Annotated in this window: 13 protein-coding genes and 1 pseudogene; 4 read left to right on the top strand and 10 right to left on the bottom strand. The window is 56.4% G+C overall.

Going from position 1 to position 18,075, the window contains the following annotated elements:
- Positions 1-122: 122 nt before the first annotated feature.
- From HMPREF9720_RS03350 to prmA, 5 genes are all read right to left on the bottom strand, one after another.
- Complete coding sequence (locus HMPREF9720_RS03350) at positions 123-1,409, bottom strand: YeiH family protein (protein ID WP_009596885.1); 1,287 nt, start codon at positions 1,407-1,409, stop codon at positions 123-125.
- A gap of 21 nt (positions 1,410-1,430) precedes the next feature.
- Positions 1,431-2,477 (bottom strand): porin, encoded by a 1,047-nt coding sequence (locus HMPREF9720_RS03345; protein ID WP_014775276.1) that lies wholly within the window; start codon positions 2,475-2,477, stop codon positions 1,431-1,433.
- A 734-nt stretch (positions 2,478-3,211) separates the two neighbouring features.
- Positions 3,212-3,622: a hypothetical protein gene (locus HMPREF9720_RS03340; protein ID WP_237958576.1), complete on the bottom strand. Its 411-nt coding sequence runs from the start codon at positions 3,620-3,622 to the stop codon at positions 3,212-3,214.
- Between the two features lie 31 nt (positions 3,623-3,653).
- Complete coding sequence (recO, locus tag HMPREF9720_RS03335; protein WP_009596800.1) at positions 3,654-4,382, bottom strand: DNA repair protein RecO; 729 nt, start codon at positions 4,380-4,382, stop codon at positions 3,654-3,656.
- A 1-nt stretch (position 4,383) separates the two neighbouring features.
- Positions 4,384-5,211, bottom strand: coding sequence for a 50S ribosomal protein L11 methyltransferase (gene prmA, locus HMPREF9720_RS03330; RefSeq protein ID WP_009596826.1), 828 nt, complete (start codon positions 5,209-5,211; stop codon positions 4,384-4,386).
- A 69-nt stretch (positions 5,212-5,280) separates the two neighbouring features.
- Here prmA and xerD point away from each other — a divergent pair, with 69 nt between their 5' ends.
- Positions 5,281-6,177 carry a site-specific tyrosine recombinase XerD gene (xerD, locus tag HMPREF9720_RS03325; protein WP_009596903.1) on the top strand — a complete coding sequence of 299 codons (897 nt, stop codon included), beginning with the start codon at positions 5,281-5,283 and terminating at the stop codon, positions 6,175-6,177.
- A 169-nt stretch (positions 6,178-6,346) separates the two neighbouring features.
- On the opposite strand, the gene HMPREF9720_RS03320 is transcribed toward xerD, so the two are convergent.
- The gene (locus tag HMPREF9720_RS03320) at positions 6,347-7,273 is read right to left on the bottom strand and encodes a hypothetical protein (protein ID WP_009596819.1); all 927 of its coding nucleotides are present in this window, start codon (positions 7,271-7,273) and stop codon (positions 6,347-6,349) included.
- 285 nt (positions 7,274-7,558) lie between these two features.
- On the opposite strand from HMPREF9720_RS03320, the gene HMPREF9720_RS03315 reads away from it, so the two are divergent.
- Together HMPREF9720_RS03315 and HMPREF9720_RS15585 are read left to right on the top strand one after the other, a co-directional pair.
- Positions 7,559-8,830, top strand: a complete 1,272-nt coding sequence (locus HMPREF9720_RS03315; protein WP_009596809.1) for a site-specific integrase — start codon at positions 7,559-7,561, stop codon at positions 8,828-8,830.
- Positions 8,831-8,886: 56 nt separating this feature from the next.
- Positions 8,887-9,039: a hypothetical protein gene (locus HMPREF9720_RS15585; protein WP_009596878.1), complete on the top strand. Its 153-nt coding sequence runs from the start codon at positions 8,887-8,889 to the stop codon at positions 9,037-9,039.
- 20 nt (positions 9,040-9,059) lie between these two features.
- On the opposite strand, the pseudogene HMPREF9720_RS03310 reads toward HMPREF9720_RS15585, so the two are convergent.
- The 4 genes and pseudogenes from HMPREF9720_RS03310 to HMPREF9720_RS03295 form a co-directional block, all read right to left on the bottom strand.
- A pseudogene (locus HMPREF9720_RS03310) lies at positions 9,060-9,577 on the bottom strand (DUF3408 domain-containing protein).
- Between the two features lie 537 nt (positions 9,578-10,114).
- A complete protein-coding gene (locus HMPREF9720_RS03305) occupies positions 10,115-11,836 on the bottom strand; it encodes a DUF4091 domain-containing protein (protein WP_039939746.1) in 1,722 nt (573 codons plus the stop codon).
- A gap of 20 nt (positions 11,837-11,856) precedes the next feature.
- Entirely contained in the window at positions 11,857-13,794 is a 1,938-nt protein-coding gene (locus HMPREF9720_RS03300; protein ID WP_009596812.1) for a beta-L-arabinofuranosidase domain-containing protein, read from the bottom strand.
- A 12-nt stretch (positions 13,795-13,806) separates the two neighbouring features.
- Positions 13,807-16,041 (bottom strand): glycoside hydrolase family 3 protein, encoded by a 2,235-nt coding sequence (locus HMPREF9720_RS03295; RefSeq protein WP_039939745.1) that lies wholly within the window; start codon positions 16,039-16,041, stop codon positions 13,807-13,809.
- A 443-nt stretch (positions 16,042-16,484) separates the two neighbouring features.
- Here HMPREF9720_RS03295 and HMPREF9720_RS03290 point away from each other — a divergent pair.
- Positions 16,485-18,075, top strand: a 1,591-nt coding sequence (locus HMPREF9720_RS03290; protein ID WP_302621230.1) for a ligand-binding sensor domain-containing protein, incomplete at its 3' end; no start/stop codon positions are given.

Genomic DNA, 18,075 nt, shown 5'->3' with positions numbered 1-18,075 from the left:
TCGGATAAAAAGGCTGAAAAATATGCCGTACGGGCCACAAAAGACGTTTCGCCCGAATGTATGGAGACAAAAACGCCCCGGCAACAGGAAGCCGGGGCGTTGACGGTATTATGAAGACTGCGCTATGCCAGCATCGGTTTCAGGACGCCGAACAGCACGAGCGCGATGACCAGCGTAACGACGATATTGAAGGTCTGCGCCACAAGGAACGCCCATAGAGCGTTGCGGTTTTCCTTCGAAACGATCTCTTTCAGGCGGGTGTCAAGCCCCACACAGACGAAGGCCAGCGAGAAAAAGACCGTCGAGAACATCTTGGCGACGCCCGGTTCGGCGAGTTTGCCCTTCGCATCGGCCGTAAACAGGCCGTTGCTCTGCAGGATGCTGAAAACCAGCGAGGCCGCGACGAAGCCGATGATGAATTTCGGGAACTTCTCCCACACGATGCCCAGCGACGGAGCCTGAGCGCCCTTTTCGCCGCGGCGGGTCGAGAGGTAGAGGGCGATGAAGAAAGCCACGACGCCGATCAGCACGTTCTGCGCCGCCTTGATGATGACGGCATGCTGGTTGGCGACCTCGCCGACGATCGTACTCGACGCCGCCACGCCCGACGTAGTGTCGATCGTACCGCCGATCCATGCGCCGGCGACCTCCTGCACGACATGGGGATCGTCGAAAATCAGGGGCAGAATCGTATTTGCGAGCCACGGCATCAGGTAGATCATCGGCACCACGACGATCAGCACCAGCGAAACGATGTAGGAGAGTTTCCGGTCGTCGCCGCCCGCCACGCGGGCCGCCGTGATACACGCCGAGACGCCGCAGATCGAGACGCCGCTCGAAAGGATCATCGCCGTACGCTCGTCAACCTTCATGCGGCGCGACACCCAATAGGCGAAGAACCACACGACGGCGACCACCAGACAGGCCTGCGCCAGACCGAAGACGCCCGACTTCATCACGTCGCTGAAAAGGATCGTGGCACCGAGACATACGACGCCGATCTTGATGTAGAATTCGCCCTGAATCGCGGGTTTCATCCACTCCGGGACCCGCCACACGTTGCGGATCACCAGACCGAAGAGCACCGAGAAGAAAACCGACTCGAAGCCGTAATAGGAGACGGCGGGAATCTTGGCCACGATCTGCGCCAGCAGGGAGACGGCGAAAACCACCGCGAGCGACGGCAGCAGGCCCCTGAGCGGGCGGCGCAACAGAAGACACCCGACGTAAAGCACCGCCAGCACGACGGCGAAGAGGTAGGCGATATTGCTCCATGCGGCGCCGCCGAGCAGCGTCGCGGGAACCTTGGGAAGTCCGGCGGGCACGATCGCCGCAAGCGCCAGCAGGGGTATGCTCACCCAGACTACCACCCAGTCCTCGACCCGGAATTGTTCCATCCATTTTTTCATAAGGCGTTCGGTTTTTCAGTATTAGAATATGCCGGAAAGCATCAGCGCAACCACATTGCGGCCGGAGACGTCGCGGGCAGCGTAATCTTCGTAGGTATAGTTCAGCTGGCAGCGCAGGTACTTCACCGGCTGCCACGTAAGGGCCGCCGTGTAGTTGGTCTGGCGGCTCGAACTGCGGGCGGTGTTTTCGAGGAAGGTATCGTAGCGCACGGCAGGCAGCAGCGTCTTCGTCACGCGCCACCCGGCCACGGCGTACCAGCCTTCGCTGTCGAGGTCGCCCGTCGTGCCGCAGATATATTCGCCGCGCACGACGACCGGACCGCGGTCGTAGCAGGCTCCGGCCCCGTAACGGACGCGCTTGAGGTAATCCGCGCCGTATTCGCCCCAATAGTACGACCCGGCCAGCTGCAATCCGGCGGCGGGTTTCAGCGTCAGGCGTGCCACGATGTCCTTGCTCTTGTTCTTGTCCCTGACGTTCAGCCCCTCGCCGTTGAAGACGCCGATGTTGTAATTCAGGATGCTGTATCCGTCGCGGCGGAAAAATCCGCCGAAAAGCTGCGCTCCCATGTCGCGCCCCGTGGCCGAAAGTCCGCAGAGATCGTTGAAGCCCATCAGCTTGCACAACGACAACGGGTACTCGATAAACTCGTACCTGAGCGGCACGTATTCGGTATTCTCGATCGAAAAGGGCAGTTTGTATTCGCCCAGCTGGAGATTCAGCTCGTCGAACGGCCGGTAACACAAATATGCGTCCACGATCTTCGGCGACGCGAATTCGATCTGAACGCGGTAGTCGAGTTTGGGAGCGATGTTGCCCGACAGGCTCAGGCGCACGCGCTTGATAAAGAAGGAGGACGAGTTATCGCTCCATTCGTAGCCGGTCTGGAGGTATCCCGAAATCGCAGGCAGGGCGGCCAGCACCTTGTCCCATGCGGACGTTTTGGCCTTGAGCGCCGCGACCTCTGCGGAAAGCTCCCCGACCGTAGCCGTGCAGAGCGTATCGGGCTGTTGGGCATAGGAGGCGCAAAACAGCCCGAACGACAGCAAAACTGGTAAAATCAATCTCATAAACAGAATCGTTTGGGTCTGCAAAAGTCGCAAATTCGGCGCAACCGATCAATACGCGAAAATACCTAAAAAGAACAAAACCGGGTCCGAAAGGCATCCGAACGCGGCAGCGACCGGACTGAAAACGAACAAGAAGGGCCGTTTGCGACGCAAATACCTCACGCACCGGCCCGGAGGGGGGGGGCAGGCGAACACCCGAAAAAAGAGGAGCGGACGCTTGTGGGGCAGACGGTCGTGAACCTGCACGAAAATGCGCGCGAGGCGGTGGCGCCAGAGACGGCGCGGACATCGAGGTCGTTTCGCGCATCGAGACCAGTGCGGGCATCGAGACCAGTGCGGGCATCGAGACCAGCGCGGGCATCGAGACCAGCGCGGGCATCGAGACCAGCGCGGGCATCGCGGGTATCGAGGTCGGTGCGAGCATCGAAATTGTCTAGCGCATCGCCGAAGAGAACGCCGCGACCGCAACAAACGACAACGGCGGGGCAATCCCCCGCCGAAGTATGAAATATCTTTAGGCTGTTCTTCACGACACGCCGTCCTTCACCCCCAAGCCCGACGGTTCGGGCATAGGTCCGAACGTTGTGCATCCACATCATGCGCCCCTACGACGGATCGCAGCGTCCGACGACAACACCGGCAGCCGCGTTACGCCCGTATTCGGACAGATACCCCGACCAAATCACTGCAAAACCGCGCTGGATAGGCATCCGAAGCGCATCTGCATACCCCACTTATCGGGGCATCGGGAAGGAGAGCGTCCGTGCGTCGAGGAACGCATCGGGGAACGGACTCCAGTTCCACGCCTGACCGTTCGAAAGGTTGAAGTGCGACCCAAGGCGCAGCGAGTTGTTGTCGATCACGGTCACGCGCGAAGGCAGGTTCTCCTTCTGAATCACCACCACCGAAGTCATCGAGACGGCCGGCTTGACCTTCATCGGCGCAGCGGTCCGGAAGTCGGTTTTCCACGGCGACATGTGGGCCAGCGAGTCGGGAACGGACATCTCGACCCGAAGCGAATCGGGAAGCCTGAAACTGCCGGTACGGGTCGAATCGGGCCGCACGAGCCGGAACCGACCCGGCTCCTGCGCCGAAAGCGAAAACGCCGCGAACAAGGCGACGGCGATCATAAACATCCTTTTCATAACTTTCCTTCTATTTTCTGTTGCACTTTTCCTAAAAAACCTCCCGCAGAATCCGGACCGACTGCACGGCGCTGATGGCGTCGAGGTGGTACCCGAAATAGACCAGCACGGCGTTGAGAAACTCGACCCGCTGGCCGCGGTTGAGACCGATCTCCGAGAGACAGCGCACGTCGCACTCCAGAAAATCGCGCAACATGCAGGCGCACTCCCTGTTCATATAGCTAACGTGCGCGGGCCGGGTTTTCGTATAAAGCCCCTCACGGATATCGAACCAGTCGCCGGAGGCGTATTCGTTGCCGGGACAAAACCCCAGAAACCGGCTCAGGTTGGCGAGAAACCACAAATGGAAATTGGCCACGCCCTCGTCCATCGAGTCGAGCGCCCCGACGCAGTTCCACACGAAGTCGAAAAGCGCTTCGTTGGGTTCGTCGTACTCCCTGACGAGGCGGTACAAAACCTCTGCCATGAAGAGCGCCATGGTCGATTTGCGCACGTCGAAAGGCAGACTCTGCAAGACGAATCCGCCCCGCACCTCCTTGAAGCGGTGCATCTGCTGCCGCGGCGATTCCAGCCCCTCGAATTCGACGGGAAACATCGGCTGGAACAGCGCCAGCTTCGAACCGCGTCCATTGCGGCTGCGCACGCCCTGCACCATGTAACTGCGGCGGCCGCCGGCGTCGGTCAGGAGGTAGACGACCATCGATGAATCGCCGTATTTGAGCGTATGGAGAACTACCCCGCGCCCCTTGTACGTCTTCAACCTACTCCTTGCGTACGTGTACCGTCACCCAGCCCTCCTTCACCGCCGTAGCAACGGGCCTGAGTCCCAGTTTTTCGGCGCAGGCCGTGATCGCCGGAACGTCGGGTTCCAGAAATCCGCTCATCACCAGATCGCCTCCGGCGTCGAGCGCGGCGGCATAGACCGGCATGTCGGCCAAGAGGATGTTGCGGTTGATGTTGGCCAGAATGAAACCGTAATGCCGTCCGGCGATGCGGCGCACGTCGCCCAGCATCGGCGTAATGCGATCCGCGACACCGTTGGCGGCGATGTTCTCGCGGCAGTTGGCGTCTGCCCAGTCGTCGATATCGACCGCATCGACGTGCTCCGCGCCGCATTTGGCGGCGACGATCGACAGCACGCCCGTGCCGCTGCCCATGTCGAGTCCCCGGCGACCCGCGACGCCCAGATCGAGCACGGCGCGCGAAACGAGCCACGTAGTGGCGTGGTGTCCGGTCCCGAACGACATCTTGGGCATGACGACCACCTCCATGACCCCTTCGGGGGCGGGATCGTGGAACGGCGCACGGATCAGCAGGCGGCCTTCGACATCGACGGCCGGGAAATTGCTCTCCCATACGGCGTTCCAGTTCTGGGTCTCGATGGCGATATAGCGTCCCTGCACGCCGTAGCGGGCGAGCAGGGCATCGACCCCGGCTTTGCAGTCGGCCAGCCGCTCCTGCGGAATGTAGGCTTTGAGCGTCCCGTCTTCGGTTTCGAAGCTCTCGAAGGGATAGTCGGCCAGCTCGGCGGTGAGTATTTCGGCCTGCTCATCCTCCGAAAAGGCAATATTCAACGCTATATAGTTCATATTATGTAAAATTTATATATCTTAGCCCGGACAAAGTTAGCGATAATCTCGGAATATAGCAGGCAAAGGATGGCAGAAAATACGAAAAAGTGGGAAGAGACGGGACGTCGTTACCGGACCTATATCAAACTCGAAAAACGTCTCTCGCAAAACACCGTGGAATCGTACATGCGCGACCTGCGCCAGTTCGCGCACTTCATCCTCCGCCAGTACGACGTCGCTCCCCGCAAGGTCGAGGGAACGATGATCGAGCGCTACATGGCATGGCTCTACGACCGCGGACGCGAAAAGACCTCGCAGGCCCGCTGCCTGTGCGGCATCCGCAGTTTCTTCAACTTCCTGCTGGTAAACGATCAGATCGAGACTTCGCCCGCCGAGTTCGTCGATACGCCCAAATTCGGACGCCCGCTGCCCGACATCCTCACCACCGACGAGATCGACAGCATCATCGCCACGGTCGACATGCGCTCGACCAAAGGGCTGCGCGACAGCGCCATGCTCGAAGTGCTCTACTCGTGCGGCCTGCGCGTCTCCGAGCTGACCTCGCTGCGGCTTTCGGACCTCTTTTTCGGCGAAGGATACATCCGCGTCATCGGCAAAGGCAACAAACAGCGGCTGGTGCCGATCAGCAACACGGCGCGGGACAAGATACAGCGGTATCTCGAAGAGCGGCGCAGCGCACGTTCGGGCGAGGAGACGGTGTTTCTCAACAACCGCGGCGGACAGCTCACGCGCGTGATGGTCTTCACGATCCTCAAGCGGGCCGTCGAGCGCGCGGGCATCGACAAGCACATCAGCCCCCATACTTTCCGCCACTCGTTCGCCACGCACCTGCTCGAAGGGGGCGCAAGCATACGTCAGGTGCAGGAGATGCTGGGACACGAGAGCATCCTCACCACCGAAATCTACACCCACCTCGACAGCGACCACCTGCGCCGCACGCTCGAAGAGCACCTGCCGATATAAGCCGTCGGGAGTCAGGAGGAAAAGGCGGGTGCAGCCCTCCCGGACAGGATAAACCGCATACGCAGGCGCAAACTGAACCGCCGTTCGCACGGAAAAAACCACACTCGCCCATAGAAAACAGCGAAGCCGGGGATCGAACCCCGGCTTCGTCGTTTTACGGCGCAGAGCGTCATTCGCCCTGCACGCAGTCGTAGACAAGAATATTGGCCCGGCGGTTGCCCGACGATCCGTCGCGGCACGCCACGCCCAGATAGAGTTTGCCGTCACGCACCTTCAGGCTCTCGCCCTCGGCATAGCCCGTGGTCGTAAGTCCCGCGGCGGCAAGTCCCGCCTTGTCGGCGACGGCCGCCACTTCGGTACGCGGCACGACGATCTTGCCGCTGTAGTTGAAGACCGTGACATAGGCTTTCGATTCGAACGAATCGGCGCCCGTCTCGACGGCGTTGCCTTCGTAGAAGTAGACGTAGTTGCCCGCCACTTCGTGTCCCTGATGCGAATAGGAGTAGACGTCGTTCTCCTTGTCCGAACCGGCAGGCACCGAGAAACCGCCCAGCACGCGGCAGTCGTTCAGGTCGCGGGCCTCGATCTCGCGGGTCACGGGTTCGCTGCCCGCCGAACCGACCGTCACCGTCGCCGTCATCTTCTTGAGCGGCAGGGCCAACGCTTCGTCGAGGTCGAAAATCCAGAAGTAGCGCACGCCCGACCTGCGCGAACCGATGAGCAGGCGGCGCGCCCCGAAGTCGATCGAGACCTGCTGGTCGTACTGTCCGTCCTTGTTGAGGAAAAAGGTCTCTCCCGCATAGCCGGCGTCGGAGGTCGCGCCCGGAACGAATTCGACCCGCGACACGGACCAGTTGTCGCCGTATTCGCCGCTTTTGTCCACCGAGGCGTTGCTGTTGAGCCAGATGTAGGTCTTGCCGTCGGAAGCCTCCTCGGCGACGATCTGCGTGCCGTGGCCGAAGTATTTGAGGATCATGTAGTCGGTCTGCGCGTTCAGCCCCGGACCCGCGGCGCGGCAGATGTTGAGCGTCGCGCCGTCGGAGCCGACCTGCGAATAATAGATGCTGCCGCTTTCGGTCAGGTCGAAGCCCTGCATGATGCGCCGAGGAGCGTACCTGAGTACTACCCATTCGTTTTTCGAGAGGAGAAAATGGGTGTAAATATTAAATATTCAGCGATTTAATCTTTGCACAGGGTTTCTTCTTCGAGGGATTCCAAGCATAATAAGGTAATTCCAGACGAGGTTACGGTTTCCAGATCGTTACCTCGTCTGTTTTGCTGTATTTTGCATAAAATATTCGTTTGCAATTTCTTGCATCGCGCTTCATCTTGACAGACAACTCTGAGGAAATTAGTTTTAACCCCCAAATTTCATCGGAGTATGCGCAGCACATTCAAGGTTCTGTTCTACCTCAAAAAGGACAAACACAAAGTTCAGCCGGTTGTTCCCGTCATGGGCCGTATTACCGTCAACGGTACGATCGCCCAGTTCAGCGCCAAACTTAGCGTTCCTCCCCATCTGTGGGAGGTGAAGGGCGGTCGAGCCAAAGGCAAAAGCCTCGAAGCCGACCGTATCAACCGCTATCTGGATAATATCCGTATCCAGATCGGAAAGCATTACCAGTCTATCTGCGACCATGACGGATATGTTTCCGCCGATAAGGTGAAGAACGCCTATCTGGGTTTCAGTAAAAGGTATAAACTGTTACTGGAGTTATGCGATGAATTCTGCAAAGAGTACAAGAACCGTATAGATGTGGACCGTACTATCCATTCCTTATTCCGTTATCAAACGCTACGACGCGATTTGAGTCTTTTCATCTGTCAGGACTATAAAGTCAAGGATATACCCCTTGTGGAACTGGATCAGTCTTTTGCAGAGAAGTTTGCCGCCTATCTGAAACATGTCAAGGGCCTTGCCGACACGACGATCAGCGTTGAGATCAAATCACTGAAGCATATCGTCAAGAAAGCGTTTAACGACGGGCAAATGGAGAAGAATCCGTTTGCCTATTACTACTACTTTGCCGACCAGCCGGAAATTGAATATCTCACCGAAGAAGAAATCAATAAACTAATTATCGGCAAAGTCAAGCAGCAGCGTCAGGATCGGACACGGGATATGTTTCTGTTCTGTTGTTTTACGGGCCTGTCCTATGCCGATCTGGCCAAACTAAGTTATGAGGAGTTGAAACAAACTCCGAACGGAGCATGGTGGATTAGCAGTATCCGTCAGAAAACGAAAGTACCGTTTACGGTAAAACTACTTCCGGTTGCGAAAGCTATTCTTGAAAAGTATCGTATTCCTGCCAACCGATTCAACCGGCTCTTTCCCGAGAATCCGGGAAAGGTCTTCCCGGTCGCTTCCTTGAAATCCTCGGACGCCAGTTTGAAACATATCGCCCGACAATGCGGGATTGCGAAGAATCTGAAATTCCACACGGCAAGGCATACCTTCGCCACGACGGTCTCCTTGATGAACGGTATTCCACTGGAAACAGTCAGTAAGATGTTAGGGCATAAATATACGACCACGACTCAGATTTATGCCAAGGTGACAAACCAAATGATAGGCAATGCGATAAGCCGAATAGAGGATAAAATAGGCGATAGATTCCAGTTCCCGACTCTGAAAGAAGAGAGCGACGGCTAATCCGAAAGACAACGGCGATTACAAGTTTCCCGCCGAGAGGCAATTAAACGCCGGAGATGGAAATACGCAAGGCCATGCGAATCGCCCGAGGGCGAGCCTTGCGTATTTCCATCCCCGGCATTTTGCTGGTCGCTATCGTCGGAAAAGGCGACATTCTGCGGTTCGGACGCCAGTCGCTTCGCTACGTCCATATCAGAAACCCAAAGTAATCGCTTATCGCATTGTCTGTTTAAAATAGTCGTCTGTTGTTCTTCTTCTCGTGGAGATAATTCAACTCGTCGCTGTAAATTCCGATTACAAAGCGCAGCATATTGTCGACCAAAGCTGTAAGCCTTGTATTCTCATTCCCAATAAGTGGAGGATTGTCGATACTTTGTACTTGGTTGCCGCACTGATATAGATCGCCGAACGGTTACGGCAGTCCGCCGGGGCAAAGAACGTGCGTTCGAAATCCGGCAGCGGAATCTTTTTGCGACGGAATCCGGCCAGCTCCTTTACGTCACTCGTTTGGGTATTGACGTCTGTCCTTTCAGCAGTCGGAGCCGATGCTCCGGATACCGTTTCCGATGTCTTTCCCTCGGGAGCGTCCGTATTTTCCGCTTCCGGTTCGGGAATCCGGCGGATGACTTTCGAATCCAAAGGGGCCTGTCCGGCGATCATCTGACGCATCAATTCTTCGTCGACTTCGATACGGGGACGCTTCGATGGTTTTGTTGCGAGGTTGTCGGTTTCTTTTAATGAATCCATGGTACAATGTTTTTAAGATTGAACGTTCGCTTTATGCTTGTAAAGCGTGTGTGTCTGGTTTTATGGTTTAAACCATTCAAAATACCATTTTCTGCTTCACGCAGTTTATATCGGAATAATGAACGGAACAAGAAAACCTACCTTTCATGATGCAGGATACCACCGACTGAAATACCTCGGTTTTGATGTCCGGCCACGACCGCTCCAGTCCGCACCGAGAGCTTGTTTTGGTGCCCGGACGGTTGTAATATTGCAACCGGGAAAGACCCGTCCTCGAAAGCCGTAGCGGAGGTTTTTCAAAGTTTTCACAAAAAATTTCCGCCGCGGATTTTTGTTATCGCCAGATAACAGCGAGCTGTACCTTTGTCGGACAAATTGGCATTTGTCCGACAAAGGTACAGCTCGCCCTGCGAGGCCGGTGTCGCTCCCCTGTCGCGCCCCTTTTTTAAGCCATATATGGATACCGACCGAAAACTGACAAACGGGATTATTTTATCTGCTGAACTGAATCAGAGATTGACTGCTTGAATATTCCGATTAATGCATGTCTTCCAAAAAATCCAATATTTCCCGGCGAATCTGCCGGAATCTGGACACTGACGTGTCGTACCGGTCGAAATCGAATATGATCGCATTGACGAAAGCCTGTGCACGGATCGAATCCCGGGCCTCAACCATTTTCAGCAGGTCGTAGTCACGGATGCCGTCACGCATGGCTGCCAGCCGAATCGACGGGTAGAGCTTACGGTAACCGGGGTAGACGATATGCGAGTCGCCGCCGGGCCAGTCATTGGCGGGGGCGGAAACGTCTCCGAAAGGATCGCCGTTCGCTCCCCATGCGTTGAAGCCCCAGTGAAGGTATCCCGGAGAGTCGTATTTGTAGTTTATCCAATGCAGCAGGCGTGTCTTGATGAGCGGCAGTGTTACGTAACGGTTTGCGAAATTCCCCCGGGGATACATGCAGGTGTAGAACCAGCAACTATGTCCGGCTGGCATTGTTCGATAGATTTCCCATACGAATTCGTCGAGTTGTGGCACGAGGATGTCGATCAGCGCCGGGTCGTAGGACGAAGAACGGTAAGCTTCGATGATTCGGATGTCGGGGGCAGCCTGTTTTACCTGGCGGGCCAATCCTTCCCAGGAGGTCTTATTTTCGTTGAGCGGTTCGTCGGCAATGTGTTGTGTGTAGATGTCGAGCCAACTGCGGCCGCTTCCGTCATCGATCATTCTGGAACGCAAATGCTCCTGCAGAGCCGGAAAATACGCTGCGATGTATCGTTGCACGCGCGGGTCGTCATGGGGCAGACGTTGATAAACATAGGAGCCCTTGCCGTCGGGGACCGGTACGTTGGCCCAGAAAGGATCGGTCCACCCGTTGCGGGACCGCTTGGCGAAATGGTTGGCCTCGATCAGCCGTACGTCGGCGTGTCGGAGCAGGAATTCGATCGTTTTGTCCATCCGTGAGAAATCGAACGTCAGCCCTTTGCCGTCGGCTGTCGGAACCGGCGTTCCCGTTTCGTAGAGCAACCAGACGTTCTGACCATAGGCCGAGGCGGTTTCGACGAGCCGCCGCATACATTCCCAATAGGCCGGTGAATCGTCCTCCACGGATTCGTTGTCGTTCATGAAAGAGAATTTATCGGGGAAATACCAGTTGGTAACCAATAACGACTGTTCGGGAAGCGTGACCGGATAAACTTGTATGGTGAATTGTCGGTCGGCAACGATCCGCTTTCCGTTCTTTAGCCCGGAAATGCGTACCGATCCTTCGTAAAGCCCCGCTTCGGCATCGGCCGGAATCGGAATGTCCAACCAGAGCAAAGCTGTCCCGCCTACGGCGATAGATACGGTGGTGTCGGTCAGAATGGGATCGGGATATTCTCCGGACGGTGATTGCAGGGCATCGGGGGCCGCCGGCACGTAGGCGTGGGAAGCCTGTACGTTCCGGACCCAGCCCAGAACGGCTTTGTCGAGCGAAGTTCCCTGCTCTGTTTTAAGACTCCGAAGGACAGGAGTCATTGCCGCTACGGAGTCGTCAGCGGAGATAACGAATTGCAGAACGGCGTTCTCGCCGCGGGCCACGCGAACGGTATCGTCCCCGGCAGGAGGGTAAACGATTCCGGGAAGAACATTGGTCAAAGGATCGATGACGCGGATCGTGAGTCCGCTTTCACTACAGGCTACCGGTAGCATCAGGAGTGCAGGGCAAAGAGTCCGGATCGTCCGGTTGACGAGAAGTCGGAGCGGGGAAATGTTCATTTCGGGTTCGGTTTGAATTCTTAATTGCATTGCGGGAAAACAGTAAGCCGGAGTTCCGTGCATCCGTAGGGAATCAGTTCGAGATATTCGATACGGTCGGATACGGCGCGGGCTATCCCTTCGGCCGGAAGGCGCGGCGTGTAGCGTCCTTTTTCCAATTCCCAGTCGATCGGTTTGACGGGAACCGAGATTTTCACGGGCGTATGTTCCGGATCGAACGGATAGCTTCCTGCGGCTGCGGGTTTTGTCCGAATGACCTTCAGGGGTATGACCGGATCGGAGCAAAGGGCATAGTTCCAAGGTCCGGCAGGCTCGATGCTCCAGCATTCGAATTCGGGGTTGCCGGGAACTTTGCCGTTCATATTCGCATAGACCGTCCGGTCGGCTGTTTTCCGCTGGGGAACAGGATAGGAGAAGAGCAGAGGTCCGCGCTGCACGTAGATTCCCTGTCCGGGAACGGTGTTCATGACGGGTTGCATGCTGAGACACAACCGAATCCGGTCGCCGTTCCTGAATTTGCGCCGGAGGGTCACGAACGTGCCGGCGGGACATGCGTCTCGCCACAGTTTGCCGTTGACATATATTTTGGCATCCCTGCACCATGCGGGAATGCGCAGCAGAAACGGGATATCCGTCCTCTCTTTCAGGCCGAAGGAGAACTCGATCTCCCCGTCGAACGGATAGGAGGTCCGCTGTGCGATGTGGCACTGTCGGCCGTTCGGCAGGTCGAACGTTGCAGCCGAAGGTCCGTAGAGCGCAGCGGCAATAGAGCCGTCTTTCCCGCGTAGCCACATATGTGCGACGTAATTGGGCATGAAACGGTGAACGTTTCCGGCGCAGCACTCCGTTTCATGCGTCGGCCGGAAAGCCATCCAGGTCGAACCGTGGAAGAATTCGTTGTGATTTGAACGCCCCGTTGCGATTACCTGATTGACGGACGAGAAATACTGCAACGATCGGAAATCCTTGGTAACGGCTCCTAGTCCGGCATTGAAGACCGCTTTTTCTATTTTGTCAGCCCACCGGACTTCGCCCGTGGTCAGGAGAAATTGCTCCAGCGTCCAGGTGTAGTCGGAAATGTCGCAGGTTTCGTGACTGTTGATGACGTTCCCGTTTCCGACGAGCGCTTCCGCACTGGCCGGAACGCCGTCGGGGAGCATGTGGTCGCGGGTGAGCTTGCGTTCGGCGTTGAGTGCAAGGTCCAGGTAATATCGTTTGCCCGTATAGGCATAGAGCAGCATCGGGAGTTTCAGTTCTTCCATGCAGGTGACGCCATGCATGACGAACCGTTCGTCGCCGGCCGCGACTGCGGGCGTCAGGTCCCCGAATTTTCCGCCATTGTAGGCTCTCTCGCAAATATCCAGCAACTTCGCATTGCCGGTTTTGCCGTAAGTCCACAACATTCCCTCGATGCTGACGATGTTGCGCCATTTCTCGACCTGCTCCTGCGTAAAGTTCATGTAGTGCCTTTCCAAGGCTGCGGGGATCGCCGGATCGCCCGTGCGCTCGTAATAGGCTTGCAGCACCCGGAAGTAGACACACATGGGCCACATCGACTCAATCGCTTTGTTGCCCAAAACACCTGTGGACGATGCGTTGGCCAGCGTGTAGCGAATCCCCTCCTCGGCTTTGGCGATCATCTCCCGATCACCGAGCAGGTAACCCAGGCGGAGCAGACCGTCGGTGTAATAGGCTGTCTGCTCGTAGCGCCACCAGTCGCTTCCGTAGGTTTCGGTGTTACGTCCGATCTCACCCGCCCAAAGGCAGGAGTCGTACGGATAGGACATCGCCTCGGGATGTCCCGTAAGTCCCGTTTGTTGGCGGTGGAGGAATTCCTCGATCCAGCCCTGCGGCTCTATGCAGCCGATCATGCCGCCCTGAAACTGGGCATAAGGGGCCTGGGCGTTCGTCGCGGTACCGACGAGGCAAAGTGCAATAATTGAAAACAGCTTCTTCATGCGATTTCTTGACTATTTGTATTTTTCGACTCTTGCATCCCGGATGACACCTTTCCAGTCGAGCCCGAAAGCGAAATCATATGTATTTCCTTCCGAGTCCGTATAACAAACCATATCTCTCGGAACGTCTTCATGCTGCTGTTCCACGGTTTTCATGTCTGCGGGCAATTGCATCGGCAGAAGTGCCGACGGTTCCCGCCGGCCGGAGATAATATCCAGCACGGCCTGACGCTGTACCCCGAAAGCAAGCAGTATGGCATCGGCCGAAGGTTCGAATTCGGCCGGAACGAACGGTCTGGTCGTGGAAACGACAGCCACGACGGGCTTGTCTCCCATCTGCCGTTTCGTTCCGAGTACCCGTTTCAACTCTTCCCGGTTGGAACTCCGGACGGTTTTCCCGCGGTAACTCCGGTCGATGGACGGTTCTTTCGGGTCCCCGCCGGCAATACTCTCGGGGCGTGCGTGGCGGGCCGTGTAGTCGCCGTATTGCAGGCTGATCGGGACATAACCGTTGCCGCCCTTTTCCCGATCGGCCGCATCGTATCCGCAGCCTCCGTCGGGTTCGTCGATAAAAACGATCGCGAAGTCGGCATTTTCGGGGCTTTCTGCCAATTCGTAATATTGTTTGACCAAAGAGGTGTCTACAGGTAGGCGGGATTGTCCGCATTCGGGCAGATATACGCTCCGGCGGGTCGATGCGGGCAGGGTTTCCGCTCGGTTTTTCAGCAGGACGACCGACCGGAGCTGCGCTTCGTAACCGGCTTGCATAAATTCCGGATTCCCGACCGTCGCTTCCGTCCGGTCCGGGTCTACATAGGGATTTTCGAACAGACCGGTCCGAAAAATATTGAGCAGCAACCTTATGGCGGAACGTTCGAACCGCTCCCGGGCAGATTTTTCGCCGAATTCGGCGGTCCACATTTGGTAGGCTTCCAGCACGGGACCTTTGTCGTTGTTGCCGCCGAACTGGTCTACTCCGGCTTTGAGCGCTTCGTAATGCCGCTGCGGGATGCTCAATGCCTCCACTCCCCAGCATTTGCCGTCAGCCTCCTCGATGCTGGAATAGTCGTGCGTGATGCCCCAATCCGTGCAGACGACGCCGTTGTATCCGTATCTGTTCCGCAGCAGATCGGTGACGATATATTTGCTAAAACCGTTGCCGACCTTTTTTCCCGAGGGGTCCACCCCGTGGGAAACCGTATAATAGGGCATGACGGCTGCGGCCTTTCGTGTCTTGCCGTTGAGGCGGAAAGCTCCTTCCACAAAGGGCCGGATGTGTTGCTCGAAATTTCCGCCGGGGTAAACAGTGTATTTCCCGAAGCTGAAATGGGCATCCCGTCCGCCTTCTTCCGGGCCGCCGCCCGGCCAATGTTTGACCATGGCATTGACGCTTTCATACCCCCAGCCGTCCGCAATCTCGGCAGCTCCGACGGAGGTCTGGAATCCGTCGATATAGGCCCGCGCCATATCGGTGTCCAGATCGGGGTCTTCGCCGAAGGTACCGTAGAACCGGTTCCACCGGGGTTCGGTCGCCAGATCGATCTGCGGCGACAGCGCTGTGGCGATACCCAAGGCGCGGTATTCGGCGGATGCGATCCGTCCGAACTTTTCGACCAGTTCGGGGTCGAACGTAGCGGCCAGCCCGAGCGGACTGGGCCACAACGAAATCTTTCCTCCTGACCCTGCGTTGTATTCGGCCCAGGCTCGGGTTTCATTCCGGGGATCGGAACTGATATTGACCGGAATGCCTTGTCCGAGGCCTTCGACGAAGGCCTGCATGTTGTTGTTCCATTCGGCTGCAATGCGGGGACTTTCAACCCGGACGACGAGCACGGCCCGGAGATTGTCGTCCCGGAGGAACTTCCGCTGTTTGTCCGAAACAGCCGAGTGGGGAAGTCCGCTTTCCCGGAGCGAGGTCCCGTTGTAGGTCGAGGACCAGTAACCTACCGAATCCGTCGGGACGGCCTGATGGGAACTGTATAACATCAATCCGGCAATCTCTTCGACGGAGAGTCGCTTTGCAAGGTCTTCCGCCCGTTCTTCCGGGGTGTACCGCCAATCTTCGTAGCAGTCGAGAATCCCGTTTCGGTTCAGGTCTTTGAAAGCGTATCCGTCGGAATATAAGATACGGACGCCGGATCCGGGGAAATAGCCCAGAGTCTGTCCTCCGTCTTGCCGAATCAGACAGTAGGTGTCATGCGGCTCGACCGTCCATTTTCGGCCGCAGGCACAGAGTATCGGCAACATAAACGCCAAAGATACTATTCGACGTACAAGATCTGTTTTTGTTGTCATATCGTTATCAGGGTCGGTTCGTTCTTTAGGGGACTTGGGAAAGCAGTTACAAAAGAATGAATTTTTATCGGCCGCGGGGTTGAATATTTTCCGGAAAGATTCTTTCCCGTATACGGATACCTTATTGAAATAAAGGCGAAATTGCAGTTGTCCGGACGTTTTGAGCCGTATTGCGCCGTTCTCTTTCGGCCAAATGATCGTACAATTCGGCGGGATGCAGTTGTGTTTCCCGAAAAAAATGTATACTTTAGTTTCCGAAAATACCCGTTATGCATCGTCGCTTTCTTATATCCCGTTTTTTCATAGTCTGCATCGGATTTGTCCTTTCCGAGATACAGATCGTTGCTGCCGAGTCTTTTCCTCAGGTGCGTTTCACCCCGTTACCTTCCGACATTTTGCCGTCGAACGAAGTGCGCAAACTTTATCAGGATTCCGATGGATATATCTGGATTCCAACTTATAACGGATTGGCCCGCTACGATGGATACGGAGCCATCACCTACGGTATGCGTGATGTTTCGAACGGGTTGTTCAACACGTTCGTCAATGTCGTTGCCGAGGACCACGACAAGAACCTGTGGATCGGAACCGAGCACGGCCTTTTTCGGCTCGACAAGGTTTCGGGAAACATCGTGGCCGACGAATATCCAGAGTTGGCGGATTGCAACATCGCAGTCATTCTGTGCGATACGGGCAACGGCATCTGGATCGGCGGCGACAAGGGCCTTTTCCGCAAAAATGCGCTCGACCGTAATTTTCATCCCGTCCCGATCTCCAATTCGGCGGGTCGTCCCGTCAAGGCGGTCACCTCCATCATCAAGGATGACAAACTGAACCTGTGGATCGCCGCTTTCGATCAGGGTTTGTTGCGTTATGATATCCGTGAGGATCGCGCCTATGCTTGCGACGATGCCGTGCTGCGTAAAGCACATGTTTTGGCACGTGATGTCGCGGGTAATATCTGGGTGGGTACGTGGGGCGCCGGAGTGGTGCGGCTGGTTAATCCTCTGGCCCCGGGACCGACCCGTTACGTGCATTATAAACACGTGCCGGGCAGAACGCACTCGCTGCTCGACGATATTATTTACGATATTGAGGAAAATCCCGAGCAGAATACCATCTGGATCGGTGGTCGCAGCGGGTTGAGCATCCTCCACGACATCGACAATCCCGATTCGTTCCAGAATTTCTTTCCCGGCGACAACGTGGGAGACCTGCCCTATAACGAGGTGAATTCGATCCTTCGAACCCGTGACGGACTGATGTGGATCGGTTTGTTGGGTGGCGGCGTCTGCAAGGTCCAGACCAGCGGAACCAAATTCGAGTCCGATCGGCTGGAACCGATCAGAACCCGTTACAACACGAGTTCTGTTCGAAGTATGTATTACGCCGGAAACGGCGACTTCTGGTTCGGGCTGCTTGATTTCGGCCTTATAAAATACAACATTCGAAGCGGTAAAATCGTCGATTACCACGAGCATCCCGATTTGAAGTCGCTTCCTTACACTTCGACCGTCAATACGATCATCCGCCGCTCGACTACCGGGGAACTGTATTTCGGAACGCAAAACGCCGGTATTTGGGTGTATAACGAAACGCAGCACAAGGTTCGGCAGATCAATCATTTCAACCAGCCGAACTTTCTGGACGACTGCGTGATTGCTCTGTGTGAGGATACGCACGGCAATCTGTGGATAGGCTCCCGGTTAGGTATTTACGTCGAATCGACAGACGGGCGTTTCCACACCGCTGCTGAATGGCTCGGATACGCTACGCCATTCGATCAGACTTATGTGTTCGACATCTGTTGCGACAAAGCAGGCGATGTCTGGATCGCTTCCAACGGTCAGGGCATTCTGCATATCCGTACGGCAGACGGAACCTGGAGGCAGTATACACGCGACAACGGCATGATTTCCGATCATGTCTATTGCCTGCAGGCCGACGATACGGGGTGTATCTGGGCCGGAACTTTTGCGGACGGAC

The sequence above is a fragment of the Alistipes sp. HGB5 genome (assembly GCF_000183485.2).
Lineage (GTDB): Bacteria > Bacteroidota > Bacteroidia > Bacteroidales > Rikenellaceae > Alistipes > Alistipes finegoldii.
This window is presented reverse-complemented; position numbering and strand designations above follow the sequence as displayed.

Bases quoted from the DNA above. Each gene is read 5' to 3' on its own strand.
- prmA (WP_009596826.1), bottom strand. From the start codon at position 5,211: ATGAACTATATAGCGTTGAATATTGCCTTTTCGGAGGATGAGCAGGCC.
- HMPREF9720_RS03315 (WP_009596809.1), top strand. From the start codon at position 7,559: ATGCGCAGCACATTCAAGGTTCTGTTCTACCTCAAAAAGGACAAACAC.
- HMPREF9720_RS03320 (WP_009596819.1), bottom strand. From the start codon at position 7,273: ATGCAGGGCTTCGACCTGACCGAAAGCGGCAGCATCTATTATTCGCAG.
- HMPREF9720_RS03350 (WP_009596885.1), bottom strand. From the start codon at position 1,409: ATGAAAAAATGGATGGAACAATTCCGGGTCGAGGACTGGGTGGTAGTC.
- xerD (WP_009596903.1), top strand. From the start codon at position 5,281: ATGGCAGAAAATACGAAAAAGTGGGAAGAGACGGGACGTCGTTACCGG.
- HMPREF9720_RS15585 (WP_009596878.1), top strand. From the start codon at position 8,887: ATGGAAATACGCAAGGCCATGCGAATCGCCCGAGGGCGAGCCTTGCGT.
- HMPREF9720_RS03295 (WP_039939745.1), bottom strand. From the start codon at position 16,041: ATGTTGCCGATACTCTGTGCCTGCGGCCGAAAATGGACGGTCGAGCCG.
- HMPREF9720_RS03305 (WP_039939746.1), bottom strand. From the start codon at position 11,836: ATGAACATTTCCCCGCTCCGACTTCTCGTCAACCGGACGATCCGGACT.
- HMPREF9720_RS03345 (WP_014775276.1), bottom strand. From the start codon at position 2,477: ATGAGATTGATTTTACCAGTTTTGCTGTCGTTCGGGCTGTTTTGCGCC.
- HMPREF9720_RS03340 (WP_237958576.1), bottom strand. From the start codon at position 3,622: ATGAAAAGGATGTTTATGATCGCCGTCGCCTTGTTCGCGGCGTTTTCG.
- HMPREF9720_RS03300 (WP_009596812.1), bottom strand. From the start codon at position 13,794: ATGAAGAAGCTGTTTTCAATTATTGCACTTTGCCTCGTCGGTACCGCG.